Origin of the sequence: Bradyrhizobium sp. CCBAU 11361 (genome assembly GCF_028128935.1) — a bacterium.
Lineage (GTDB): Bacteria > Pseudomonadota > Alphaproteobacteria > Rhizobiales > Xanthobacteraceae > Bradyrhizobium > Bradyrhizobium niftali.
This window is the reverse complement of the sequence record NZ_LBJZ01000185.1, coordinates 95,993-121,497: the sequence shown is the minus strand read 5'-3', so window position 1 is coordinate 121,497 and position 25,505 is coordinate 95,993. Positions and strand designations below refer to the sequence as shown.

At 65.5% G+C, this 25,505-nt stretch carries 23 protein-coding genes; 10 read left to right on the top strand and 13 right to left on the bottom strand.

From position 1 onward, the window contains the following. Window positions 1-68 precede the first annotated feature (68 nt). The 4 genes from XI08_RS26650 to XI08_RS26635 all read right to left on the bottom strand — a co-directional run bounded on the left by XI08_RS26650 (window position 69) and on the right by XI08_RS26635 (window position 4,397). The gene (locus XI08_RS26650) at window positions 69-1,577 is read right to left on the bottom strand and encodes a glycosyltransferase family 39 protein (RefSeq protein WP_271576628.1); all 1,509 of its coding nucleotides are present in this window, start codon (window positions 1,575-1,577) and stop codon (window positions 69-71) included. Window positions 1,578-1,823: 246 nt separating this feature from the next. Next, complete coding sequence (locus tag XI08_RS26645; RefSeq protein ID WP_271576627.1) at window positions 1,824-2,684, bottom strand: ribonuclease HII; 861 nt, start codon at window positions 2,682-2,684, stop codon at window positions 1,824-1,826. A gap of 76 nt (window positions 2,685-2,760) precedes the next feature. After that, window positions 2,761-3,210, bottom strand: a complete 450-nt coding sequence (locus XI08_RS26640) for a VOC family protein (RefSeq protein WP_271576626.1) — start codon at window positions 3,208-3,210, stop codon at window positions 2,761-2,763. A gap of 23 nt (window positions 3,211-3,233) precedes the next feature. Then, window positions 3,234-4,397, bottom strand: coding sequence for a PA0069 family radical SAM protein (locus XI08_RS26635; RefSeq protein WP_271576625.1), 1,164 nt, complete (start codon window positions 4,395-4,397; stop codon window positions 3,234-3,236). 210 nt (window positions 4,398-4,607) lie between these two features. Here XI08_RS26635 and XI08_RS26630 point away from each other — a divergent pair, with 210 nt between their 5' ends. Both XI08_RS26630 and XI08_RS26625 read left to right on the top strand, forming a co-directional pair. After that, window positions 4,608-6,995, top strand: coding sequence for a phosphoketolase family protein (locus XI08_RS26630; protein ID WP_271576624.1), 2,388 nt, complete (start codon window positions 4,608-4,610; stop codon window positions 6,993-6,995). 4 nt (window positions 6,996-6,999) lie between these two features. After that, on the top strand, window positions 7,000-8,193 hold the full coding sequence (locus tag XI08_RS26625) for an acetate/propionate family kinase (protein ID WP_271576623.1): 1,194 nt from the start codon (window positions 7,000-7,002) through the stop codon (window positions 8,191-8,193). 246 nt (window positions 8,194-8,439) lie between these two features. Here the strand turns inward: XI08_RS26625 and XI08_RS26620 are convergent, their stop codons facing one another. After that, window positions 8,440-9,279 carry an RMD1 family protein gene (locus tag XI08_RS26620; RefSeq protein ID WP_271576622.1) on the bottom strand — a complete coding sequence of 280 codons (840 nt, stop codon included), beginning with the start codon at window positions 9,277-9,279 and terminating at the stop codon, window positions 8,440-8,442. Window positions 9,280-9,563: 284 nt separating this feature from the next. Between XI08_RS26620 and XI08_RS26615 the strand changes: the two genes are divergently transcribed. Next, window positions 9,564-10,139, top strand: a complete 576-nt coding sequence (locus XI08_RS26615) for a glycosyl transferase (RefSeq protein WP_271576621.1) — start codon at window positions 9,564-9,566, stop codon at window positions 10,137-10,139. Between the two features lie 62 nt (window positions 10,140-10,201). Next, window positions 10,202-11,131 (top strand): bifunctional helix-turn-helix transcriptional regulator/GNAT family N-acetyltransferase, encoded by a 930-nt coding sequence (locus XI08_RS26610; RefSeq protein ID WP_271576620.1) that lies wholly within the window; start codon window positions 10,202-10,204, stop codon window positions 11,129-11,131. A 214-nt stretch (window positions 11,132-11,345) separates the two neighbouring features. Here the strand turns inward: XI08_RS26610 and moaB are convergent, their stop codons facing one another. Continuing rightward, window positions 11,346-11,909, bottom strand: coding sequence for a molybdenum cofactor biosynthesis protein B (moaB, locus tag XI08_RS26605; RefSeq protein ID WP_092187696.1), 564 nt, complete (start codon window positions 11,907-11,909; stop codon window positions 11,346-11,348). A gap of 198 nt (window positions 11,910-12,107) precedes the next feature. Continuing rightward, the gene (gene ypfJ, locus XI08_RS26600) at window positions 12,108-13,043 is read right to left on the bottom strand and encodes a KPN_02809 family neutral zinc metallopeptidase (protein ID WP_271576619.1); all 936 of its coding nucleotides are present in this window, start codon (window positions 13,041-13,043) and stop codon (window positions 12,108-12,110) included. 412 nt (window positions 13,044-13,455) lie between these two features. Here ypfJ and XI08_RS26595 point away from each other — a divergent pair, with 412 nt between their 5' ends. From XI08_RS26595 to XI08_RS26585, 3 genes are all read left to right on the top strand, one after another. Continuing rightward, window positions 13,456-14,586 (top strand): site-specific DNA-methyltransferase, encoded by a 1,131-nt coding sequence (locus tag XI08_RS26595; RefSeq protein ID WP_271576618.1) that lies wholly within the window; start codon window positions 13,456-13,458, stop codon window positions 14,584-14,586. Between the two features lie 191 nt (window positions 14,587-14,777). Then, window positions 14,778-15,104, top strand: a complete 327-nt coding sequence (locus XI08_RS26590; protein ID WP_271576617.1) for a hypothetical protein — start codon at window positions 14,778-14,780, stop codon at window positions 15,102-15,104. Between the two features lie 132 nt (window positions 15,105-15,236). Continuing rightward, on the top strand, window positions 15,237-15,923 hold the full coding sequence (locus tag XI08_RS26585; protein WP_271576616.1) for a glutathione S-transferase family protein: 687 nt from the start codon (window positions 15,237-15,239) through the stop codon (window positions 15,921-15,923). Window positions 15,924-15,993: 70 nt separating this feature from the next. Here the strand turns inward: XI08_RS26585 and XI08_RS26580 are convergent, their stop codons facing one another. Next, complete coding sequence (locus tag XI08_RS26580) at window positions 15,994-18,003, bottom strand: HAMP domain-containing methyl-accepting chemotaxis protein (protein WP_271576615.1); 2,010 nt, start codon at window positions 18,001-18,003, stop codon at window positions 15,994-15,996. Window positions 18,004-18,578: 575 nt separating this feature from the next. Then, window positions 18,579-19,022: a nuclear transport factor 2 family protein gene (locus tag XI08_RS26570; protein WP_271576614.1), complete on the bottom strand. Its 444-nt coding sequence runs from the start codon at window positions 19,020-19,022 to the stop codon at window positions 18,579-18,581. A gap of 90 nt (window positions 19,023-19,112) precedes the next feature. Between XI08_RS26570 and XI08_RS26565 the strand changes: the two genes are divergently transcribed. After that, window positions 19,113-20,030: a LysR family transcriptional regulator gene (locus tag XI08_RS26565; protein WP_271576613.1), complete on the top strand. Its 918-nt coding sequence runs from the start codon at window positions 19,113-19,115 to the stop codon at window positions 20,028-20,030. Between the two features lie 200 nt (window positions 20,031-20,230). Here XI08_RS26565 and XI08_RS26560 read toward each other — a convergent pair whose 3' ends face one another. Continuing rightward, window positions 20,231-20,851: a glutathione S-transferase family protein gene (locus XI08_RS26560; RefSeq protein WP_271576612.1), complete on the bottom strand. Its 621-nt coding sequence runs from the start codon at window positions 20,849-20,851 to the stop codon at window positions 20,231-20,233. Between the two features lie 129 nt (window positions 20,852-20,980). Between XI08_RS26560 and XI08_RS26555 the strand changes: the two genes are divergently transcribed. Next, a complete protein-coding gene (locus XI08_RS26555) occupies window positions 20,981-22,267 on the top strand; it encodes a flavin-dependent oxidoreductase (protein ID WP_271576611.1) in 1,287 nt (428 codons plus the stop codon). 41 nt (window positions 22,268-22,308) lie between these two features. On the opposite strand, the gene XI08_RS26550 is transcribed toward XI08_RS26555, so the two are convergent. The 3 genes from XI08_RS26550 to mutY all read right to left on the bottom strand — a co-directional run bounded on the left by XI08_RS26550 (window position 22,309) and on the right by mutY (window position 24,752). Continuing rightward, on the bottom strand, window positions 22,309-22,746 hold the full coding sequence (locus tag XI08_RS26550) for a cupin domain-containing protein (protein ID WP_271576610.1): 438 nt from the start codon (window positions 22,744-22,746) through the stop codon (window positions 22,309-22,311). 394 nt (window positions 22,747-23,140) lie between these two features. Next, window positions 23,141-23,560: a PaaI family thioesterase gene (locus tag XI08_RS26545; RefSeq protein ID WP_027543644.1), complete on the bottom strand. Its 420-nt coding sequence runs from the start codon at window positions 23,558-23,560 to the stop codon at window positions 23,141-23,143. Between the two features lie 52 nt (window positions 23,561-23,612). Further along, complete coding sequence (gene mutY, locus XI08_RS26540) at window positions 23,613-24,752, bottom strand: A/G-specific adenine glycosylase (protein ID WP_271576609.1); 1,140 nt, start codon at window positions 24,750-24,752, stop codon at window positions 23,613-23,615. Between the two features lie 196 nt (window positions 24,753-24,948). On the opposite strand from mutY, the gene XI08_RS26535 reads away from it, so the two are divergent. Beyond that, window positions 24,949-25,440 carry a DUF721 domain-containing protein gene (locus tag XI08_RS26535; RefSeq protein WP_271576608.1) on the top strand — a complete coding sequence of 164 codons (492 nt, stop codon included), beginning with the start codon at window positions 24,949-24,951 and terminating at the stop codon, window positions 25,438-25,440. Window positions 25,441-25,505: the final 65 nt, after the last annotated feature.

Below are 25,505 nucleotides of genomic sequence, written 5' to 3'. Positions count from 1 at the left end.
CACCAACTCTGCCGCTCGATGGATTCCGGGCTCTCGCTTCGCGAGCCCCGGAATGACGGCGTCTGTCGTTACGCCCCCTTCGGGCGCACGATGGCCCAGCCGATCCGCAGCAGCTGCTGGCGGCCGGTCACCAGCCATTCGAAGGCGCGCGGCACTTCCGGCACGATGCCCGGGAAGCGCTTGAGGATGTCCGGCGGCGGCGTGCCCGCGGTGTCGGAGGCGCGCCAGACCACGACGCCGCCGGTCTCGCTGAACTTGGCCGGATTGATCCACGGCGTGCGCGCGGGCTCGGCATCGATGAACAGATGCGGGCGGCCGGAATGCAGCGCGATGAGGCTCGCAAGCTGGGTCTCGCCGGCCACCGCGCGCAGGCGATGGTTGGTGCGGCGGGCAAAGCTGTCGTCGAAGAAGTCCGAGATCGCGCGCGCCGGCATCGAGGTCGCGATCTCATTGGCGCCGGTCCAGGGCAGGAACAGCACGGCGAGCACGACGCCGGCGGCGGGCGCCACGACGGCGGCGGCCCACACCGTCCGCAACATCCGCGCGCGGCGCATCGCGATGAGGTCGCCGGCCGCCACCACCACGGCAAGTCCCGACATGACCAGCACGACGCCGGCGCCGCCGACGACGGCATCGAGCCCGAGCAGGCCGGAGATCAGCACCGCGCCGAGCGCAGGCGCCAGCGCGAAGAAATAGACGAAGTTGTGCGCGAGCGGCTCGACCGGCGGCCGGTAGATGATCGGCGCTTCCTCGCCCTTGGCGACGAACAGGCCGCTATTGAGAAAGGTCAGCGCCGGGATCGCCGCGGCCCCGAGCACGAGCCCGCCGAGCAGCCAGACCGCGTGGATCGCGCGGGCGCTCAGCTCGGCGACCGCAGGCAGGGTCGGCAGGACAAGCGTCTCGGCGCGCATCAGCCAGACCGCATAGGGCAGCGCCAGCACGGCGACGACGATCAGCGCGAACAGCGGATCGAGCGCGCGCAGCGTGCGGCGGCCGCCGGCGGTCGCGACCGCGAAGACGACGAGCAGCAGGAGCAGGAAGACCGCCGCGGGCGTCGTCAGCAGCAAGAGGCCCGCCTCGATCGACCAGGCGAACCAGGCGTTGCCGCGGCGCTGGCCGATGATCTGCCAGGAATGCAGCAGCAGCAGTGCCCACAGCGGCCGCGCCAGCACCAGCGGGCCGAAATCGAGCGCGGGCGAGGAGAAGGCCAGCACCGTCATGGTCAGCAGCACGGCGAGCACGGCCTGCTGTGAGCCGACCACGGCGCGGGAGAGATGATAGAGCGCGATGAAGGTCGCGACCTCGCAGAGCTGGGCGAGGACATAGACGCCGAACATATGGCCGCCGGCAGCGCGATAGGCGATGTCGGCGAGCCAGACCGGCAGCGGCGGGCCGAGATCGGTGCCGACCTGGTATTCCCTGCCGAAGGCCAGGAGGGTCGCAAGGGTGCCGGGCGGGCTGCGATAGAACACCAGCGCCACGAACAGCCACATCGCGGCCTGGAGCAGCACGGCGATCCACACGATCAGCCGCGGCCGGGCGCGAATGAGCTCGATGACCAGGGAGGTAAACCGCATGCAACGCCCGAAAGATGCAGCCAACCCGTCCAGCCGGCCCTATTCGCTCACGAGTGTTTTGATAAAGGGTGCTGCGCGTCGTGGCAACGACCCTCTGCTCGTCATGCCCGGGCTTGTCCCGGGCATCCACGTTCTTTCGTACCGCGGCAAAGACGTGGATGGCCGGGTCATAGGCGAGCGGAAGCGACGCCGTCCTTCGGACGGCTATGCCCGGCCATGACGATGTGGAGGTTGCGGGACTAGACCCTAGAGATTCGCCGACGCGTCGACCTCGACGCTCGCTTCCACCTGCGCTCCAACCTCGGTCAGCGAAAACAGGTCCTGCACCGGCTCCACCGTCCAGGGCATGTGCTTGGCGCGAGCGGCGGCGACGGGGGCGAAGAAGCTGCGGTGGTGGACGGTCGGGCCGAGGCGGTTCAGCGCGTCGAGATGCTCGGGGACGCCATAGCCCTTGTGCTGCTCGAAGCCGTAGCCCGGGCAGTCCTGCGCCAGCGCGCACATCAACCGGTCGCGCGTCACCTTGGCGACGATCGAGGCCGCCGCGATCGACAGCACGATGCCGTCGCCGCCGATCACGGCCTCGCAGTCGCACGCCGTATCGAGCCGGTCGCGGCCGTCGACGAAGACGTGGCGGGGCGCCTCGGGCAGCGCCACCACCGCGCGCTTCAGCGCCCACAGCGAGGCGCGCAGGATGTTGTCGCGATCGATCCGGGCGGGCGAGGCGACGGCGACCGAGACCTGCGCTGTGGCGCAGATCTTGTCGAACAGCTTCTCGCGCTGCTCCGCCGTCAGGCGCTTGGAATCGTCGATGCCGCGCGGAATGCGGTCGGGGTCGAGAATCACTGCCGCCGCCACCACGGGACCTGCGAGCGGCCCGCGGCCAGCCTCGTCGCAGCCCGCGACCGGCCAGATGCCGCGCTTGATCAGCGCCCGCTCGCGGCGGAAGCTCGGCGGCGCGACGGCGATGACGCCTTTCGGGCCCGCGCTCTTGCCGGTCGAAGGCTTGGCTGCCAAGGCCTTTCCAGCCTTTGCAGGTGCTGCCTTGTTCGCAGCGTCCTTCTTGGGCGCAGCTTTGGCCGACGTCTTGGCGGACTTGTCCCGAATCATGGCCGGGATCGTGCGCAAGCGGCCTGCCCAGCGCAACCGGGAACCCCTCGCAATTCCCGTTATTCAGGTGAGCGACCTACTCGGCCAGATGCACCCGCCGGTCCTCGCCGACCTCGATGCCGGGCGCAACCACGACTTCCCAGGGATGGCCGTCGGGGTCGGCGAAATAGCCGGAATAACCGCCGTAGTCGGTCTCATGCGCGGCCTTCAGCAGCCTTGCTCCCTTGCTGACGGCGAAAGCCAGCACCGCATCGACCTCCTCACGCGCGCGGCAGTTCCAGGCGAGCGTGATGCCGCGGAAGGTCGTCGGCCTCGGCTTATCAGGCAAGGCCGCGTCGGCCGCGAGCTGGTCCCAGTGAAACAGGGCAAGCACCGGACCGCCGGTATCGTAGAAGGCGACGGCCTCGCCGGTCGCCTTCAGCCGGCGCGAAAAGCCGAGGGCATCATAAAAGGCGATGCTGGCACGAATGTCGCTCACACCCAGTGTGATGACGGTAAGCCGCGGCACCGGGACCGGGAGTTCCATGTTACGCCTCTTCCGCTTCCCGATCAGAACAGGCTGAGCTGATCGCCGTTCCGCTTCGGCCGCGCAAAGTGATCCATCGTCAGTCTTGCACGACGCTTGTTGAGCCCGAGCCTCTCGCAGGCGATCTCGAAGCGGCGGCCGATGGTCCAGGCCATCGGGCCGGTGCCCTTCATGCGCTCGCCCCATTTCGCGTCGTAGTCGCGCCCGCCGCGCATGTCGCGGATCAGCGTGAAGACGTGGCGATAGCGGTCCGGATAGTTCGCCATCAGCCATTCGCGGAAGAGATCGCGCACCTCCAGCGGCAGCCGCAGCAGCACGTAGGAGGCTTCCTTGACGCCGGCATGGGCGGCCGCATCGAGAATACGCTCGATCTCGGAATCGTTCAGCGCGGGGATCACGGGCGCGACCATCACGGTGGTGGGAATGCCGGCGTCGGAGAGCTGCTTCAGCGCCTCCAGCCGCTTCGGCGGCGTCGAGGCGCGCGGCTCCATGGTGCGCGCCAGCTTCGGATCGAGCGAGGTCACCGAGATCGCGACCTTGGCGAGGTTGCGCTTGGCCATGCGCGAGAGAATGTCGATGTCACGCACCACCAGCGCCGATTTGGTGACGATGCCGACGGGATGACCGGCGCGCTCCAGCACCTCCAGGATGCCGCGCATGATTTTGCGCTCGCGCTCGATCGGCTGGTAGGGATCGGTGTTGGTGCCGATCGCGATCATCCGCGGCTCATAGCCTGCTGCTGCGAGCTCCTTCTCCAGCAGCGCCGGGGCCTCCGGTTTGATGAACAGTTTTGTCTCGAAGTCGAGCCCCGGCGACAGGCCGAGATAGGCATGGGTCGGCCGCGCGAAGCAGTAGACACAGCCGTGCTCGCAGCCGCGATAGGGATTGATCGAGCGGTCGAAGCCGATATCGGGGGAATCGTTGCGGGTGATCACCTTGCGCGAGGTGTCGACCGCGACCGTGGTCTTGAATGGCGGCAGCTCTTCCAGGCTCTGCCAGCCATCGTCGAAGGCGACGCGTGCCTCGGCCTCATAGCGGCCGCTGGCGTTGGATTGCGCGCCCCGCCCTCGCCTGCGCTGCTTGTCGATGGCGACAGCGAGCTCGGGGAAATCAGAAGGCGCACCCGCCGGCTCGGAGGGCGCCGTGACCGGCGGGTGCTTGAGAGCATGAGAGGATGCTGGACTCATGAAGCCAAGATAGCACGCCGAAAGAACAAATCAAGAACAAGAACTAAAAACGTGAAAACAACCCCATGCAGAGTAGAAGCGCCCAAACTTCGGGCGCCTGCCTTTGACCTCACGCAACACCGCCCTCACCACGATCTCGTTTGATGCCGCCAAGGATCGATCGCGCCGGAACTCAGTTGGTGACGATCCCGGGTGAAGGTCGGCAGGAACATGACAAATCAACAACAATCGGCCGCCGCGAGCAGCGACCTCGATCTCCTCGATCGGTACTGGCGCGCCGCCAACTACCTCTCCGTCGGGCAGATCTACCTGCTCGACAACCCCCTGCTGCGCGAGCCGTTGCGGCCCGAGCACATCAAGCCGCGTTTGCTCGGCCATTGGGGCACAACGCCCGGTTTGAACTTCATCTACGCCCACCTCAACCGCGTCATCCGCGCGCTTGATATCAACGTGCTCTATGTCTGCGGTCCCGGTCACGGCGGGCCGGGCATGGTCGCCAACACCTATCTCGAGGGCAGCTACAGCGAGATCTATCCTGATATCGCGCGCGATAAGGACGGATTGCGCAAGCTGTTCAGGCAGTTCTCCTTCCCCGGCGGCATTCCGAGCCACGCGGCGCCGGAGACGCCGGGCTCGATCCACGAGGGCGGCGAGCTCGGCTACGCGCTGGTGCATGCCTACGGCGCGGCGCTGGACAATCCCGACCTGATCGTCGCCTGCGTCGTCGGCGACGGCGAGGCCGAGACCGGCCCGCTCGCGGCGTCCTGGCACTCGAACAAGTTCCTGAATCCCGCCCATGACGGCGCGGTGCTGCCGATCCTGCATCTCAACGGCTACAAGATCGCGAGCCCGACCGTGCTCGGGCGGATGTCCGACGGCGAGATCCGCAATCTGTTCCACGGGTTCGGCCACGAGCCGCTGTTCGTCGAGGGCGATGATCCCAGATTGATGCACCGGATCATGGCGGACGCGCTCGACGTCGCATTCGCCAGCATCCGCTCGATCCAGCGGCACGCCCGCGACGGGCGCAGAAAGGTCGAGCGGCCCCGCTGGCCGATGATCGTGCTGCGCAGCCCGAAGGGCTGGACCGGACCGAAGGAAGTCGACGGCAAGAAGGTCGAAGGTTTTTGGCGCGCGCATCAGGTGCCGGTCGCAAGCTGCCGCGAGAACCCGGCGCATCTGAAGGTGCTCGAAGACTGGATGCGCAGCTACGAGCCGGAAAAACTGTTCGACGCGAGCGGTGCGCTCATCGCCGAGCTCCAGGCGCTGGCGCCCGAGGGCAATCGCCGCATGGGCGCCAATCCGCATGCCAATGGCGGGGTGCTGAAGAAGGAGCTGAAGCTGCCGGACTATCGCAGCTTTGCCGTCGAAGTGCCGCAGCCCGGTGCCGTCACGGGAGAAGCGACGCGCGAGCTCGGCAAATTCTTGCGCGACGTCATCCGGCTCAATGCGCAAGAGCGCAATTTCCGCATCATGGGTCCGGACGAGACGGCGTCAAACCGTCTCGACGCGGTGTTCGAGGCGACCGAACGGGTCTGGATGGAACCGACCGAACCCTACGACGTGCATCTCGCGCAGGACGGCCGCGTGATGGAGGTGTTGAGCGAGCATCTCTGCCAAGGCTGGCTCGAAGGCTATCTGCTCACCGGCCGTCACGGCTTCTTCTCCTGCTACGAGGCCTTCATCCACATCGTGGATTCCATGTTCAACCAGCACGCCAAATGGCTGAAGGTGACGCGGCACCTGCCGTGGCGCCGTCCGATCGCCTCGCTCAATTATCTGCTGACCTCGCATGTCTGGCGCCAGGACCATAATGGCTTCAGCCATCAGGATCCCGGCTTCGTCGATCTCGTCGCCAACAAGAAGGCCGACATCGTCCGCATCTACTTCCCGCCCGATGCCAACACGCTGCTGTGGATCGCCGATCATTGCCTGCGGACGTACAACCGCATCAACGTGATCGTCGCCGGCAAGCAGCCGTCGCCGCAATGGCTGTCGATGCAGGACGCCGCCACGCATTGCGATGCCGGCATCGGCATCTGGGCCTGGGCGGGCACGGAAGACGCGGGCGCCGAGCCCGATCTGGTGATGGCCTGTGCCGGCGACGTGCCGACATTGGAGACGCTTGCCGCCGTCGACCTCCTGCGCAAGGCGCTGCCGGATCTGAAGATCCGCGTCGTCAACGTCGTCGACCTGATGACGCTGCAGCCGCAGGATCAGCACCCGCACGGCCTGTCCCATCGCGACTTCGACGGCCTGTTCACGCGCGACAAGCCGGTGATCTTCGCCTATCACGGCTATCCCCATCTGATCCACCGGCTGACCTATAACCGCACCAACCATGCCGGCCTGCATGTGCGCGGCTTCGCCGAGGAAGGCACCACGACGACGCCGTTCGACATGGTCGTGCTCAACGAGCTCGACCGCTACCATCTCGCGATCGAGGCGATCGAACGCGTGCCGGGGCTTGCGACCAGAGCCGCGCAGGTGAAGCAGCAGCTCCGCGACAAGCTGATCGAACACTCACGTTACGTGCGCGAGCACGGCGAGGACATGCCCGAGATCCGCGACTGGGTCTGGCCGGGCAAGCCGGGCTGACGCCATGCCGGCGTTCGAGGCGGTTCTCGTCCTCAACTCGGGCTCCTCGAGCATCAAGTTCGGCCTGTTCGAGATCTCGGCGGCCGAGCCTGCGCTGCTCTGCAAGGGCCTGCTCGACGAGCACGAGGCCAAGCCCCGGCTCGTCGTGAAAGGCCCTGCGGGCGAAGATCTGTTCGAGAAGCGGCGGGACGAGACCGATGCCGACGGCGGTCATCTGTTCGCCGACGTGCTCGCCTTCATCGACGACCGGTTCGGACAAGACAGCTTGCGCGCGGCCGGCCACCGCATCGTCCACGGCGGGCCGGATCATTCAGGTCCGGTCGAATTGACCGACGATGTCTACGCAAAGCTCGAGGCGCTGACGCCGCTGGCCCCGCTGCACCAGCCGCGCTGCCTCGCGCCGATCCGCACCCTCTCCGCGATCCGCCGCGCGCTGACACAGATCGCTTGCTTCGACACCGCCTTCCATCACGGACTTGCACCGCCTGCGAGCCGCTTCGCGATTCCGAGGCGCTATGAACAGCAGAGCATCCGGCGCTACGGCTTTCACGGGCTGTCGTTCGAATATGTCGCGGGCCGCCTCGCCGGAATCGCGCCGGAGCTCGTCGCGAGGCGCACCGTTATCGCGCATCTCGGCAATGGCGCAAGCCTCTGCGCACTCCGCAACGGCCGCAGCGTCGACACCACGATGGGACTGACGCCGCTCGACGGCCTCGTGATGGGCACGCGAAGCGGCACGATCGACCCCGGCGTGCTGCTCTATCTGCAACAGCACGAGAGAATGTCCGTCGAGGATGTCCAGCACCTGCTCTATCACGAGTCAGGCCTGCTCGGCGTTTCCGGCCTCTCCGCGGACATGCGCACGCTGCTCGCAAGCCGCGAGGCTGCAGCACGGGAGGCGGTCGATCTCTTCACCTTCCGCGCGGCGCAGGAGATCGCGATGATGGCGACCACGCTTGGCGGGCTGGACTGCCTGATCTTCACCGGCGGCATCGGCGAGCATGCGAAGGAGATCCGCGGCGCGATCGGTGAGCGCCTCGCCTGGCTCGGCGTGCGCATCGATGCCGTCGCGAATGATGAGGGACGCGAGCGCATCAGCGGCGGCGAGAGTGCTATCGACGTGTTCGTCATCCCAACGAATGAGGAACTAACGATCGCGCGGCATTGCGCGGAGGTGCTGCAAGCGATGAAGAGCTAATTTGATTAACGCGCGATGTCAGCCAACCCGTCATTGCGAGCGAAGCGAAGCAATCCAGACTGGTTCTGCGGCGGGATTCTGGATTGCTTCGCTTCGCTCGCAATGACGAAGAATGCGGCGACAGCGCGTGTCACAACGCACGATTCGAGTATGCGGAAGCAGACCCCTCACCCAGTCAGCCCGCGTCGACCAGCGGTGCTGCCCTCTCCCGCAAGGGGAGAGGGCACTGCAATGCGCAGCTCGCTCTCAATGCGTCCCCGACCATATCTGGATACACCCGATCGCGACCTCGATCAGGATCAGCACCACCACGGCGATCTCGAGGCGCAGCGAGCGCTGGGTGTCGATGATGTCGGTCAGCGCATTGGCGGTCTCGGATACGGCGGTGAGCTTGCGCTCGAGCGTGTCCAGACGCTCCTTCAATTCGTACTCGTCTTCGAGGCGGGCATAGAGGCGGTCGAGCTCGGGCTTCTCCCAGAGCACATCGGGCTTCTCGGCAACCGCGACGCGGCCCGCAACGCGCTGCTGCACCAGCAGCGCGTTGCCGATCAGTTGCAGAATGGCCCTGCGCCGGCGCGGCGTGCGGCCGCGCTCGGCGAGCTCGCGCGCGAACGGCTCGATGACGTCGAACACCGCCGCGACACGCCGTTCGTCGCGTGCCAGCGACGTGCTCTTGGCGAGCGCGTCGGCGACCAGAAGCAGCCGGTCGTCGGAGAATTTGGCGAGGCAGATCGGCCCGCCCGGCTGGATCGCCTCGGCGCTCTCGTCGTTGCAGAGCTGCGCCTGCGCGGTCTCCTCCTCATAGGGGCTGAATTCGCCGATCACACGCGGCTTCAGGCCGTCGATCAGCACCTTCTCCTCCGAAGGCAAAAGGCCGATCAGCACCACGACACCGTAGCGGAAGATCACGGCAAGGCCGGCATGGACGCGGAAGGCGGCCGGCGTCGACGACACCAGCGCGCCGAGCTCGAGGCCCGAGGCATTGATGCGGTCGCCCAGCATCAGCGCCCGGATCCGCAAGGTCGGCGCGGCGGCCGGCCTGGGAGATGTTGACGGCGCGCTAACGGCGAGTTGATCGGCGGTCATGCGAAGCTCTCTCCAGCACCGTGGATTGCCTGCTTTTCCCGTTCCCGGGCGTCGTCTCGCTCCGGATTAATACGGTCAAGGCGAAATTGCGCCGAAATATTCGGCAATATTGCCACCTCGCGCGGAACATCTTTGGATGCGATGGCGCTGTCAGGTTAGCTCCGGCAGTTTACCATCGAACAGCGAAGCCCCGCCGAAAAGTTGCACTCGGCATTGCCGCGTGTTTATGACAACATCATAACAAGTTACGCTTCTCCCGAAGTGCGGACATCGAAGCCTCAATCATGCTGAGCGTCATCATTCCGACCGAGGGCGTCGAGCAGACGGCGGTTGCAACTCTGGCCGCGCTGGTCCCCGGTGCCGCCGCGGGCGTCATCCGCGAAGTGCTCCTGGTCGACGGCACCCGCAACGGCGTCATCGAGCGCGTGGCCGACGTCGCCGGCTGCCGTTTCATCGGCTACGAGGGATCCTCGCAGGGCGCGGCGCTCGCCGCCGGCGCGCTCCAGGCCCGCTCGCCCTGGCTGATGTTCCTGCCCGCAGGCGCCGTGCTGGAAACCGGCTGGATCGATGAGACCACCCAGTTCATCCAGGCCGTCGCGAGCAGCGGCCGGGACCGGGCGGCAGTGTTCCGCTATGCCCGCTCGCCGTACACCGATACTGGATTCCGCGACGTGCTCCGCGCCGTGGCCCGCAAGCTGGTCGGCCCGCTCGGCGATCAGGGACTCTTGATCGCGCGCGACCATTACGACCGGATCGGTGGCTACCCGCCCCAGGCCCGCCGCTCCGAGGCGCGGCTGCTGCGGCGGCTCGGCCGCTCGTCCCGGACCATGCTGCGCAGCCGGATCGTCATGGTCGGCTGACGCCACCAAATACTTGCCAGCGTCAAATAATTATTTGACAATGGCAAGTATCGAGGTGACCCATGGCATTTGACGGGACAGACGACCACATCGCGGCGGTCCGCGCCTTCAACCGCTTCTATACCCGCAAGCTCGGCGTGCTCGACCAGCACCTTGGGCAAAGCCCGTTTTCCCTCAGCGAGGCCCGGGTGCTCTATGAACTCGCGCACCGCGACGATCTGGCGGCGAAAGAGATCGGAATCGAGCTTGGTCTCGACCCCGGCTATCTCAGCCGCATCGTCCAGAGCTTCGACGAAAAGGGGCTGATCACGCGAAGGCCCCTGCCCGCAGATCGCAGGCAATACCAGCTCAGCCTCACCGCCAAGGGCCGCCAGACCTTCGCCAAGCTGAACCTGAGCTCGCAAAATGAGGTCGCCGCGATGCTGGCTCGGCTTTCAGCCGGCGATGCAACGCGGCTCACGCAGGCCATGGCGACCATCGAGGCTGTGCTGGATCCACGTCGAAGCCAGCCTGCGGCCTTCATGCTGCGCAGCCATCGCGTCGGCGACATGGGCTGGGTCATCTCCAAGCAAGCCGCCGCCTATGCCGCGGACTACAACTGGGACATCAGCTACGAGGCGCTGGTCGCCGAGATCTGCGCGCAGTTCATCAAGAACTATGACGCCGCACGCGAACATTGCTGGATCGCGGAAGCCGGTGGAGAGCCGATCGGCTCGATCTTTCTGGTCAAGGCCACGGACGAGATCGCCAAGCTTCGCCTGTTGCAGGTGGAGAAGAAAGCGCGGGGGCTCGGTGTCGGCCGCGCGCTGGTCGAGCAGTGCATCCAGGGCGCTCGCGAGAGGGGTTACAGCAAGATGACGCTGTGGACGCAGAGCATCCTGCTCGCCGCGCGCGGCATCTATCAAAATGTGGGCTTCAAGCTCGTGAAGGAAGAGAAGCACCACAGCTTCGGGGTGGATCTGGTAGGCGAGACCTGGGAGCGGGATCTCTGATTTCGCTGCGGGCGCGATGCGCATGATTATGCCCTCTCCCCTTGCGGGAGAGGGCTGCGACGCCGGTAGACGCGGGCTCAGTTGGGTGAGGGGTTGTCTCAACGAGCACTGGTGTCCGCGGATAAATACCCCTCATCCGGCGCTTCGCGCCACCTTCTCCCGCATCCGCCTTCGCCAAGGCTTCGGCGGACATGAGGGGAGAAGAAAGATAAAGCTACACCGTCGCGCCCTGCGCCTTCGGCCGGCGCAGATGCTCGTCGAGGCGCGGCATGATCTCGACGAAATTGCAGGGGCGCGTACGGTAGTCGAGCTGGGCGGCGAGAATGCCGTCCCAGCCGTCGCGGCAGGCGCCGGGCGAACCCGGCAGGCAGAAGATGTAGGTCGCGCCGGCAACGCCCGCGGTGGCGCGGCTCTGGATCGTCGAGGTACCGATCTTGGCGTGGCTCAGCAGGTGGAATGCGATCGAGAAGCCGTCCATGCGCTTCTCGAACAAGGGCTCGATCGCCTCCGGCGTGACGTCGCGCCCGGTGAAGCCGGTGCCGCCGGTGGTGATGACGACGTCGACGCCGGCATCCGCAATCCAGCGGCGGATGACGGCGCGGATCGCCTCGACGTCGTCGGTGACGATCTCGCGCGCCGCAAGATGATGGCCCGCACCGGTGAGGCGGTCGGCGAGCGTCTGGCCGGACTTGTCGTCGGCGAGCGCGCGCGTGTCGGAGACGGTCAGCACCGCGATGTTCAGCGGGATGAACTGTTTTGCTTCGTCGATGGAGGCCACGACTTCACTCCTGTTTCCCCAGCCACCGCCGTCATCCTGAGGTGCGCGCCTCGAAGGATGGGCCGGGGGCACGTCATCCTTCGAGGCTCGCCAAGAGGCGAGCACCTCAGGATGACGCCACTACTACTGCATTCCCGGTTGCGCAATTGCGCATCATAGTTCGCGCTGCGCTAGGTCCGAGGCACAAAGTCCAGTGTACTACGACCCGCCGCCGAACGTGTTGCAGGCCTGCACCGTGCCCTGCTGGTAGCCGGTCATGAACCATTGCTTGCGCTGCGCGGCCGAGCCGTGGGTGAAGGAATCGGGCACGACGCGTCCCGTGGCCTGGCGCTGCAGCGTGTCGTCGCCGATCGCGCTCGCTGTGGTCAGCGCCGCGTCGATATCGCCGGCTTCCAGGAAGTTCGGACGCTTCTTCGCCTCGCGGTTGACCCAGACGCCGGACAGGCAGTCCGCCTGCAACTCCACCTTCACCTGGAGCGCGTTGGCCTCGGCCTTGCTGCCGGCCTGCTGCTGAAGCCGCGTCACGCGCGGAATGATGCCGAGCAGGTTCTGGATGTGATGGCCGGCTTCATGCGCGATGATGTAGGCGGTGGTGAAATTGCACGCCGACTTGCCGGAGCAGCCGCGGAAGCGCGTCTCGACCTCGCGGAAGAAACCGGTGTCGAGGAAGATGGTGCGATCCGGCGGACAGTAGAACGGGCCCATCGCCGACTGCGCCATGCCGCAGCGGCCGCCATTGGTGGCGTTGCGGAACAGCACGATCTTCGGACCGGTGTAGGACTGGCCGCTGGCCTGGAAGATCTCGCTCCAGCGGTCGTCGATCTCACCGAGGATGCCGGAGATCATGCTGCCCATCTCGTCGGTCGGCGCGCCGCGCTTGGCCGACGTCGACTGGCGGTCGGTCTGGTAGGTCGGCGCCTGGTTGCCGCCGGTGAGGATCTCGGCGCCGCCGATCAGGATGCGCGGATCGATGCCGAAGGCATAGCCGATCAGGCCGAGCACGATGATAGTGCCGATGCCGAGCCCGCCGCCGCCCATGGGCAGGCCGAACCCGCCGCCTCCACCGCCGCCGCCACCACCATCGTCGCGACGATCCTCGATGTCGTCGCTGCGGCGGAAATCATCGTAGCGCATGGTGGCTTCCCTCAGTCCTTGATGGCGTCAATTGGGGCGCAAATGCGCCAAAGTTCAACGCGCCACATACGTAAAATTTCCGTTGCCTTTATCAATATCCCGCTCGGCAATTATTGCCTAGTGCGACAGCATGCCGATGCCAGCAATTTTTTCCGAGGGTTGAGCAATTTTTTCCGAGAGAAATTTGGAGTCGTTTCGCGGCTCCAGCTGCTCCCGCAGCGCGAAGAAACGCGAAATACACTGTAAAACTCGGCGAATGCGAATAGCGAACCACGCACGACGCGCGATGCAAGGCCTGCACACGAAAGCGGCGGATTAAGTCGATTTTTACTTTGCGCCTTCAATGTAACGGCCAGTCGGTTGTTTGGTCCCGCGTCGCCGACAGCGTCGCCTGAGTCAGAGTTCTTGAGTCATGGTAGTGTCGCGTCGCGGGGCGTCTGCAAGGGCGCCCCGCACAAATTTTGAGTCTTCGTCGCATCGCATCATCCTCGGTGATTGCGTCGCCGAGATGTCGAAGCTTCAGGCTGGTTCGGTCGATCTGGTGTTCGCAGATCCGCCGTACAATCTCCAGCTCAAGGGCGATCTCAAGCGCCCCGACGAATCCCATGTCGATGCCGTCAACGACGACTGGGACAAGTTCGATTCATTCTCCGCCTATGACGATTTCACCCGCGCCTGGCTGCTTGCCGCCCGCCGCGCGATGAAGCCGTCGGCGACGATCTGGGTGATCGGCTCCTATCACAACATCTTCCGCGTCGGCGCGATCATGCAGGACCTCGGCTTCTGGCTCCTGAACGACATCGTCTGGCGCAAGACCAACCCGATGCCGAACTTCCGCGGCCGCCGCTTCACCAACGCGCACGAGACCATGATCTGGGCCGCGCGCGACGAGAAGGCCAAGGGCTACACGTTCAACTACGAAGCGCTGAAGGCCGCGAACGAGGACGTGCAGGCGCGTTCCGACTGGCTGATCCCGCTCTGCACCGGCGAGGAGCGCCTCAAGGGCGCCGACGGCAAGAAAGTGCACCCGACGCAGAAGCCGGAAGGCCTGCTCGCGCGCGTGCTGCTGTCGTCGTCGAAACCCGGCGACCTCGTGATCGACCCCTTCAACGGCACCGGCACCACCGGCGCCGTCGCCAAGCGCCTCGGCCGCTCCTATATCGGCTTCGAGCGCGACAAGACCTATGCCAAGGCCGCCGAGGCCCGCATCGCCGCGGTCGAGCCGCTGCCTGAGGAAAGCCTCGCCCCGTTCATGACCGCGCGCGAGGCGCCGCGGGTCGCGTTCTCCGAACTGATCGAGCGCGGCATGATCATGCCCGGCACGAAGCTGTTCGACGCCAAGAAGAAGCTCGGCGCACTGGTTCGCGCCGACGGCGCCATCATGCTGGGCGACAAGGTCGGCTCGATCCACCGCATCGGCGCCGTGGCGCAGGGGGCGCAGGCTTGCAACGGCTGGACCTTCTGGCACGTCGAGACCAAGAAGGGTCTCAAGCTGATCGACGAGCTCCGCGCCGAAATCCGCGCCGGCATGGCGGCGGAATAAGATCCTCTCCGTCGTCATTCCGGGGCTCGCGAAGCGAGAACCCGGAATCCATCGGGCTACAGCGTCGGTGGATGAATGGATTCCGGGTTCGCGCCCAGTGGCGCGCCCCGAAATGACGGCGGCAGTGGTTGAAAGCCGCCGCCGCCAGGACTAGATTCGTCCGATCAGCCCCGTCCTGACCGGTGGGCCCCATGCGACGACAGTCCGAGACCTTGCTGCTGGTGCCGCTGCTGCCGATCTTCCTGGTCGGCATGTTTCCGATGTTCCTGATCGCGCTGCTGGGATTTTTCGGCCTCGCCCTGTTCGGCGTGCTCGTGATCTGCGTAGGGCTCGCCAGCAGCAACGAGGCGCACGACAATTTCAATCACGACGTCATCGTGCATGGCTATTCGCGTGGATCGGAGCGATCGGCGCGGGCCTCCGACATGCATCTTGCCGCGCGGCTCGGGCTGCGGCTGGAAGCCGTCGGCGCCGGGATGATTATTGCGGCGGCGATCGGCCTTTGTTACGCCGGCTGATCTGCGCGGGGCGCAGGTATCGCCCGGCAAACTCTCCGGTTGCCCTCCCCGACGAGCTTCAGGCAAGAGAGGCCGGCCCCGCGGCAATGGTGCTGCGTTCGCTCTCGGCAAGAAACACTGGGAAGATGCTCGATGCTCAAATTCTATTTCAACGGTTCGCCGAACCCGACCAAGGTCGCGCTTTATCTCGAAGAGTCCGGCCTGCCCTTCGAGCCGGTGAAGATCGACACGCGCAAGGGCGAGCAGTTCACGCCGGAATTCCTCAAGATCAATCCGAACGGCAAGGTGCCGGCGATCGACGACGGCGGCACGATCGTGTTCGATTCGAACGCCATCCTGCTTTATCTCGCCGAGAAGACCGGAAAGTTCCTGCCCGCCGCCTCGTTGCGCGGCGAGACGCTGTCATGGCTGATGTTCATCGCCACCGGCGTCGGCCCGTATTCGGGCCAGGCCGTGCACTTCAAGCATTTTGCGCCGAAGGACCAGAACCACGACTACGCCAATAACCGCTATCAGTACGAGACCGATCGCCACTACAAGATTCTCGACGGCCACCTCAAAGGCCGCCGCTACATGGTCGGCGACAGCTATTCGATCGTCGACATGGCGCTGTGGGGCTGGGCGCGGATGGTGCCGTTCAAGCTCGGCGACGACGCCTTTGCGCGATACCCGAACGTGAAGCGGCTGGTGGACGAGATCTCGGCGCGCCCCGCGGCCGCGCGCGCGATCGCGTTGAAGGACAAGTTCACCTTCAAGGCCGAGATGGACGACGAGGCGAGAGGCAACATGTTCAAGCACATGACGACCAAGGTCGCCTGATCGCCCTACGCCTTCAACCCGGGTCCACGCGCATGCGCGTGGACCTTTGCTTTTGAAACGCCCGCGACGATCAGGCGGCGTGGACCGAGTTCAGGAATTTGGCGACCTCCTGCTTCAGCCGGTTGCTGTCTGAAGACAGCGAGCGCGCCGCGGAGAGCACCTGCGAGGAGGCCGAACCGGTCTCGGAGGCGCCGCGCTGCACGTCGCCGATATTGGTCGAGACGCGCTGGGTGCCGTGGGCCGCCTGCTGGACGTTGCGGGAGATTTCCTGCGTCGCCGCGCCCTGCTGCTCAACGGCAGCCGCGACCGCCGAGGAGATCTCCGACAGCCGCTCGATGGTGCCGCTGATTTCCCTGATGGCGCCGACTGATTGCTCGGTGGCGGCCTGGATGTTGGAGATCTGCTGGCCGATCTCGCCGGTGGCCTTCGCGGTCTGCTCGGCCAGCGCCTTGACCTCGGAGGCAACCACGGCAAAGCTGCGGCCGGCCTCGCCCGCGCGCGCCGCCTCGATGGTGGCGTTCAGCGCCAGCAGATTGGTCTGGCCGGCGATGGTGCTGATCAGCTCGACCACGTCGCCGATGCGGGCGGCGGCCTTGGAGAGCTCGCCGACCCGGTCGTTGGTCCTGCTCGCCTGCCCGACGGCCTCGCTGGCAATCCGTGCCGATTCCTGCACCTGGCGGGCGATCTCCGACACCGAGGAGGAGAGTTCTTCTGTCGCGGACGCAACCGCCTGCACGTTGGACGAGGCTTCCTGGGAGGCGCTGGCGACCTCCGTCGACAGGTCCTGGGCTCGCGAGGCGGTCGTGGTCAGCGTGCCGGCCGAGGCCTCCAACTCGTTCGACGCCGACGACACGGTGTCGACGATCTCGCCGACCGCCTGCTCAAACTGGTCGGCGAGCCGGACCATGTCTTTCTTGCGGCTCTCCGCCTGCCGCGCCTCGACCTCCACCTGCTCCGCGCGCAGGCGCTCGGTGTCGACCATGTTGTTCTTGAACACCTCGATCGCCTTGGCCATGTCGCCGATCTCGTCGGCCTTGCCGCGGCCGGGAATCTCGACCTCGAGATTGCCGCCGGCGAGCAGCCCCATCGCGCGCGTCATCGAGGTCAGAGGACCCACGATGCTGCGGGCGATCAGGAAGGCGACGATCAATCCGAACAGGACGGCGAGGCCGCCCGCGACGGCCTGCACCGAGGTCGTGCCCTCGATCACGGCTTCGGCGGTGGTGCGCGAGTCCTTGTAATCCTTCTTCAGGGCGGTTTCCGCGACCTTGAGCTTGCCGATGCTCTCGACGACGAGCGGGGCGAGGTTCTTGTGGTAGATCTCGTCGGCCTGGAGCATCGCGGCCGAGGTCGTCTCGAACGCCGATTTGTAGATTCCGAGCGAGGTCTTCACCGGCGCGAGTGTGGTGCGCAATTCCGTCGCCTGCGGGCTCTTTTCCAGCGCCGTGAGCCGCTGCATGGCCCTGTCCACATTCGTCCTGAAGTTGGCAGGCCCCTTGGTGTCGCGCAGGGCAAGGAAACGCCAGTTTGCGATTTGGACGAGAAGGAGCCTGGATTCGAGGTCCGCAACGAGGGCCGCGGTGTCTTCGTCAACGGCCGCGCGCGCCGCATCGACCAGCTTGCCCATCTTGACGGTCAGCTCGTCGCCGCTCGGCAGCAGCGTCGCCTTGCCCGTTCTCGCCTCGTTGACGGCGTCACCGAGATTGTCACGCAGGCTTCGCATCCTGGCGATGTCGGCGATCAGATCGTTGTAGAGCTTGCGCCGCTCCTCGGAGGCCGTCCCCTTGGCCCCGACCTGCAACAGCTCGGTCGCCGCGGTTTCCCGTTCCGAAGCTTCCTTCATCGCAGGTTCGCTGGCGTCGTAGATGTAGCGCAGATTGGCCCGCTGGATCGCCTGGAGATGGGTCGAGATCTCCAGAACCCGCGCCGTGCTGTCCGAGAACGCCGAGAGTTTTGCGACCTGATCCTGCACGGCCCGCAAGTTCCAGACGGCGACCACCGCCATCACCAGACCGACCGCCACCAAGGCCATGAAGCCTGCGTACAGGCGTCCCCTGATCCGCAAACGAAATTTCGGCATTCCCACTGTCCACCCAGATGCATGTGAATTCGAGCGGCCGAACGTCCGGCGATCGTCACCGGCCACCCTGGCAGCCGCGAGTCGCTTCTCGGCGACCTGCGCTGCACCGCGACACAATGGAGGACACTCGTTAATTGAACCTTCTGATTCTTCGCGCCTGCGCGCACAGGCCCGCACAAAACCTGCTGATTTTGTCGGCAGTTGCGCAAGGTTTTGGCGCAAGGCCCGCAGGCGCATGCAGATCGCTGCATGCGCCGCCCCGGTGGACGTTCGTCACGCCGCCCCTGCGTCATTTTGCCGGGCGTTCTCGACCGCTTCCAGCGGAGCCGAGGCAACGCGCCGCGTCCCTTCCGATCCGATTTTCGCGGCGATCTTATGCAGCTCGTATGCAATCTCCGACCGGGACATCCCACAGTCCTGCAGCTCCCGTTCGGTCATGGCAGCGAACTGACACCGGGCCCGGGACCGCTCCCGCCGGACCCGCATGATCTCCACCAGCGTCCGCCAAGCCCGCACGACCATCGACGGCCGTGACGGACCGGGTCGGTCGGCGGACGCGACGTCGTTCGATCCGGTCAGCTCGCAGCCCTCACGGGTGTTTGCGGAAACGGGCCGAGCGCCCTCTCGGTCAGGATCGAGTCGCAATATTCCCGGATCTCCTTGATCTTGCCGTCCTCCAGGCGAAACACCAGGCAGTAATCGTTGTCGTAGCGCACGCCTTCCGGCGTGACGTTGTCGCCCTTGGCTTCGACCACGACGATGTCGCCATCGGCGATGAAGCGGTGGGCAACGGTGCGCGTCCGGTCGCGCAGGCGGGTGCGCACATAGCCGTGCAGATCGTTGAGGATCGCCTCCTTCCCTAAGAAGGTGCGCGACCAGGAATATTGGCCGGTCACGACCCATCTGGCGTCGTCGGCGAGGCTGGCGGTGAACAATGCGCGGTCGCGCGCGGAAGGATCGGGGTTGGCGGCGGCGGCGAAAATATCCTGCATCAGTTTCTTGTTGGCAGCAGTGCTCATGGCGGCATCTCCGTGTGTGGCCTCGTGGAGATCATCGTCCGCCGATCAGCATTCTTCAAATCGATAGCGAATATGATATCTATTCACCTCATGAATTTGAATTCGCTTGACCTCAATCTGCTGACCGCACTCGACGCGCTGCTGCGCGAGGCCAATGTCAGCCGCGCGGCCATGAGGATCGGCCTGTCACAGCCGGCGACGAGCCACGCATTGCAACGCTTGCGCGACATCTTCGGCGACCCGCTGCTGGTGCGCACCGGCGCGCGCATGGAGCTGACGCCGCGGGCGCAGGGCCTGCGCGCGCCGCTGGCACAGGCGCTCGATCAGGTGCGCGGGCTGTTCGTGCCGGATGAATTCGACGCCGCGCGCAGCGAGCGGCAATTCCGCCTGATGATGCCGGATCTCGCGGTCGAGCTGTTGATGCCGCCCCTGATGGAGAAGGTGACACGCCTTGCGCCCAACGTCCGCGTCGACGTCGTGCCGTGGCGGGGACCTGCGATCTTCCACGCCGAGTTCGCCCGCACCATCGACCTCGTGATCTCGATCGGCAACGCCTTCAAGGGCTTTCACCGCCAATTGCTCTACACCGACAGCGATGCGCTGGCGGTGCGGCGCGGCCATGCCATGGGAGCCAAGCTGAAGCGGCGCGAGACGTTCCTGGCCGCGCGCCATGTCGGCGTGATCATCCGCGGCAATAGCGAGGATCTGATCGACACCTGGCTGCGAGCCAAGGGCATCGAGCGGCACATTACCCTCGTCGTGTCAGGCTATCTCGAGGCGCTGCACGTCGCCGCCCGCACCGACCTCGTCGCCTTCGTGCCGCGCCGGCTGATCGCGGCGCTGTCGAAGCAGCTCGGCCTGGTCGCGGTGACCCCACCGCTCGACCCCGGCATCGACGAGCAGTTCATGTTCTATCCGACGCGGGCGCAGATGGACCCCGGCTCGATCTGGCTGCGGCGGCTGATGCTGGAGACGGGACGGGAGCTGGAGAAGCGGAAGGCTGGGTAGGACGTCGCTTCAAAACATTCGGTGTCGTCCCGGCGAACGCCGGGACCCATAACCACAGGAAGGAGTTTGGCGAAGACCCGTCGTTCGGTACTCCTACCGAACGCGGTCGATAGATTCCGCGATATGGGTCCCGGCGTTCGCCGGGACGACAGCGGAATTCGTGGCCACGCTTACGCTTGTCCGGGACGACACCGGGTTTGTTACGCCTTCTGCGCGTCCATCACCTTGCGTACCGCTGGCCGGTCTGACATCCGCTTGAAGTGATCGGCGATCTTCGGCGTGGCGTTGATGTCGACACTGTCGCCTTCGAGCCAGGTCGACAGCGTGTAAAGATAGGGATCGCAGATCGTGAACTGATCGCCCATCACCCAGGGTCCCCTGAACATCTTCTGTTCGATCAGGGCGAAGCAGGCAGCCATGGTCTTCGGGACCATCGCCTTCATGTCGGCGAACGAGCTCTCCTGTGTCGCCCAGCGCGCACCGCGCATCTTGTGCGCATGGTTGATGTGCACGGTCGAGCAGAGATAGGAGTTGAACGACTGCACCTGGGCGAAGTCGAAGGGATCGTCGAGCGGCGCGAGCTTCACCTTGGGAAAGGTCTGCGCGATGTAGGCCAGCATCGCCGGCGTCTCGGTGAGGACGCCGCGGTCGGTCACCAGCGCGGGCACGCGGCCTTTCGGGTTGATGGCGAGATAGTCCGGGCTGTTCTGCTGATTGTCCTTGAAGCTCAGCCGCTCGGCCGCGTAGTCGGCGCCGGCCTCTTCCAGGGTGATGTAGGTGGCGAGCGCACAGGTGCCGGTGGCGTAGTAGAGCTTGAGCATGTCGGACCTCATGGGAAAATTGGAAACTAACGGCTGCCGGCCCTGAGGTCCATAGCACGACATCCTCTTCGCAGTTGCCCACATCCGCCCGCCTGTGCCAAGACGCACACAATTGGAGGGGTTTTTGTCATGACCGTACTCATCGCCGGTGGCGGCATCGGCGGGCTGACGCTTGCGCTCAGCCTGCACGGAATCGGCGTTCCCGTAAAAGTGTTCGAAAGCGTCGCGGAACTGAAGCCGCTCGGCGTCGGCATCAACGTGCTGCCGCATGCGGTGCGCGAGCTGATCGAGCTCGGGCTGATGGACAAGCTCGATGCCAGCGGCGTGCGCACAAGCGAGCTCGCCTACTTCTCCAAGTACGGCAAGCCGATCTGGAGCGAGCCGCGCGGGCTGGAGGCCGGCTACAAATGGCCGCAATTCTCGATCCATCGCGGCACGCTGCAGCAGCTCCTGCTCGACACCGCGATCGGGCGGCTCGGCCGCGACAACATCCTCACCAGCCACCATCTGACCGGCTGGAGCGAAACCGCCGATGGCGTCCGCGCCGATTTCATCGACAAGGCGACCGGCAGGGCCGCAGGCACTTACGAAGGCGCGATCATGATCGCAGCCGACGGCATCCATTCCGCCGCACGAGAAAAGCTCTATCCCGATGAAGGACCGCCGATCTGGAACGGCCGCATCCTCTGGCGCGGCGTGACACCGGCAAAGGCATTCCTCACCGGCCGCACCATGATCATGGCCGGGCACGAGATCCTGAAATTCGTCTGCTATCCGATCAGCAAGGTGCCGGATGCGGCGGGCAACCATCTGATCAACTGGGTCGCCGAGCGCCACATGCCGCCGACCTATCAGTGGCGGCGCGAGGACTATAACCGCACCGCGCGGCTCGAGGAGTTCTTGCCGTGGTTCGAGAGCTGGCAGTTCGACTGGCTCGACGTGCCCGGCCTGATCCGGAACTGCCCGCACGCCTATGAATATCCGCTGGTCGACCGCGATCCGGTGTCGCGATGGACGTTCGGCCGCGTCACGCTGATGGGCGATGCCGCGCATCCGATGTACCCGATCGGATCGAACGGCGCCTCGCAGGCGATCCTCGATGCCCGCGTCATCACCCGCGAGATCCTGGCACATGGCCCGACGCAGGCAGCGCTGCTCGCCTATGAAGCCGAGCGGAGGCCCGCGACCACCGACCTCGTCCTACTCAACCGCAAGAACGGCCCCGAGCAGGTGATGCAGCTCGTCGAGGAGCGCGCGCCCGACGGCTTTGAGGTCGTCACCGACGTGCTGTCGCAGCAGGAGCTGGAAGACATCGCCGCCAACTACAAGCGCGTCGCGGGGTTCCAGGTGGAAGCGCTGAATGCCAAGCCGCCGATCGTGCCGCGGCACGCCGATGCGAGACGCGCGAGCACCTAGGTCGTTGCCCCACACTCCGCCATGCCGTTGACGGGCGCGCGTTACGCGGAGCGACGGCCGCCCAACGTCGACGACATCCGCTTAAGCTTGTTGATGGCGCGGATAGCGTAACCGAACCCGACGGGATTGGTCTGGCGCAAGAAGGCGACTTTTCTCACATAGTCTTCGATGTGCCATTTGGCGTGCGCACCGTCGCGGAAAAAGACAACGTCGCCGACACCGTAGCGTTTCGGTGGCATTCCATCGCTCTCGATCACCGCTGATCCTTCGAGGATCATGATCGTCTCGTCCAGATCGTAGTACCAGTTGAACTTGCCCTTGGTGCAGGACCAGATCAGGGTGGTGGCGGTGCCGCACGCGCTGGTCGACAGCAGGCGCGAGCTCGCTTCGGGCTTTCCTTCAATGATCCAGGATGGCTCAATCGGAGACGATTCAAGATCGACGTTGCAGTGGCCGGTCTCAATAAGCGCAAGCGGCATGACTCACCTCAAGGCCTCAAATAAAGAAATAAAGCGCGGCTTGAAAAATCATCCCGTTCAATTTTGTGAATTTTTTATCGGGGCATCTATACTCAAAGCTTCCGCGGAAAATATGAATGGGCCAATTTGCCGCAAGCAAGGTCGATCATGCGTCGAACATCGCGATTCGCCTGCGGATTTCGCGCTTCCACCCTGTTCCTTTCCGACTGCGACAATATGCGCCAGTCCAATACTCGCGATGCTAGAATTGGTCGATCCGCACTCCATTGCGCACAAGTAATTCGCTAGCATACTATCAAATTGCACGCGCCGGTAGATATTATCCGCTTCCATGCTGACGCAACGCGCACTTCACCCTATTCGAGCAGCATAAAGAAGCCCCACCACACCGGTATCAGCGCACCACCCGCGCCGCTTCCAGCAGCCGCTCGCTCGCTGTCGCGGTGGCAAGCACGGTGCCATCCTCGGTCATCAGCTTGGCCTCGACGAAGGCGACAGTCTTGCCGAGTTGCGTCACCCTGGCCTCGGCGATGATCGGGCCGGGCTTGGCAGGGCTGAGGAAATTCACGGTCATGCTGATGGTGGTGGTGTAGAGCCGGCCCTCGCTCATCACCAGCACGGCGGGGCCCATGGTGTCGTCGAGCATGGCCGAGAGCATGCCGCCCTGGATGAAGCCGGCCGGATTGCAGAATTCGGGCTTGCCCTCGAAGCCAAGCTTGATCCAGCCCTCCTCCGGACGGGCATCGAGCAGGCGCCAGCCCAGCAGCTCGGCACAAGGCGGCCTGGGAAAGTTGTCGAGCGCGGTCTTGACCATCGGGGAGCCTCCGTGTCGCCCCTGTTAACGCGGCCCTGCTGCCAGCATGGTGTCAGGAGGATGCGGCCGGCGGAAGGTCCAATCCGTGCGCGATCACCTTGCGCATGACGTTCGGCAGTGCTTCCCCGGCCAGCGTCGCGATCGGCACCCAGCGCATGCCCGCTGGTGCCCGCGTGCGGGCTTCGGCCTTGGCGGTATAGACCACCAGTTCCAGCGGAAAATGCGTGAAGACATGGGTGACGACGCCCACCCTGCGCTGCCAGCGCGACAGTCCCTTCAGCGCGGGCGCCTGCCGCTTCGCCGTCGCGTCCTCCTGACCGGCGAGCCAGTCCGAGCCCGGCACTTCCGTCATGCCGCCGAGCAGACCCTTTTCGGGCCGGCTGCGGACCAGCAGCTCTTCGCCGCGCGTGACGACGAAGGCGGCGCCCCGCCGCAACGTCCCGCTCTTCTTCGGCGCCTTGCGAGGAAACGTCTCCTGCGTTCCCTGTGCCCGCGCCAGGCAACCCGCATTGAGCGGACACAGCGAACAGGCCGGCTTCTTCGGCGTGCAGATCGAGGCGCCCAGATCCATCAGCGCCTGCGCGCTGTCGCCCGCGCGAGACTTCTCGTCGCCGGCGCGAGAGACGGCAAGGAGCGTCGCCGCCAGTTGCTGGATCAGCGGCTTGGCCTGCGGCAGCTCCTCCTCGACCGCGAACAGGCGCGACACCACGCGCTCGATATTGCCGTCGACCGGCATGGTGCGGCGATCGAAGGCGATCGCGGCGATCGCAGCTGCGGTGTAAGGCCCGATGCCCGGCAGCGCGCGCAGCCCCTCCTCGGTGGCGGGAAAGGCGCCGCCATGCTCGCGCGTCACCGCGACTGCGCAGGCATGGAGATTGCGCGCACGGGAGTAATAGCCGAGCCCGGCCCACATCCGCAGCACGTCATCCTGCGAGGCCCGCCCCAGCGCGGTGACGTCAGGCCAGCGCGCGACGAATTTTTCGAAATATGGCCCGACCGCCTTCACCGTGGTCTGCTGGAGCATGATCTCCGACAGCCAGACCCGGTAAGGGTCCGAGGCCTCACCAGGCGCCGCCCGCCACGGCAGGCGGCGGCGGTGGCGGTCGTACCATTGGAGGAGTAGCGTCGGACGCGACGACACTTCCGGCTGCACTGGTTCCGGCTTGGCCTTGAGGGCAGATCTGGGGCTCATCCTCTCAGTGTAACGACGTCACGCCAATCTCTCCACGTCATGCCCGCGCTCGTCGCGGGCATCCACGTCTTTCTTCCGCGAAGAACGTGGATGGCGGGACATAGGCGAGCGGAAGCGACGCCGTCCTTCGGACGGTTATGCCCGGCCATGATAGCGAAGCGCCTGTGGCTTGCGCTTCGAGGTGGTATAAGGCCCGATGTCCAAATTCCCCCCAAAGCCGGGCCCCATCAGCGCCAAGCCGCTCTCGCTGCTGCTCAACGACGTCTTCGCCGAGGCCTATGCCAAGCAGGGCTTTGCCGCGCGCGAGCTGGTGACGCGGTGGGCGCAGATTGCCGGGCCGGAGATCGCGGCCCATGCCGAGCCGCTCAAGATCCAATGGCCGCGGCCGGTGGAGGGCCAGCCGCAGGAGCCGGCGACGCTGGTGCTGCGGGTCGAGGGGCCGATGGCGCTGGAGATCCAGCATTCCGCGGATGTGATCCTGGAGCGGGTGAACCGCTTCTTCGGCTGGAGCGCAGTCGGCAAGCTCGCCTTCCGCCAGGCCCCGCTGTCCCGCGTCCGGCGGCCAGCGCGGCCCGGCCCGCCGGACCCCAAATCGGTGGCCAAGGTGGAGGAAAGCCTGGGCGACATCGAAGATGAACAGCTCAAGTCGGCACTGGCGCGGCTCGGCGCCGCCATCAAGCGAAATTGAGCCTCATTTCGCGGCCAATCTGGACCCGTTCCTGCGGCCCGCCATTGCCTCAAACCACGTTTCAA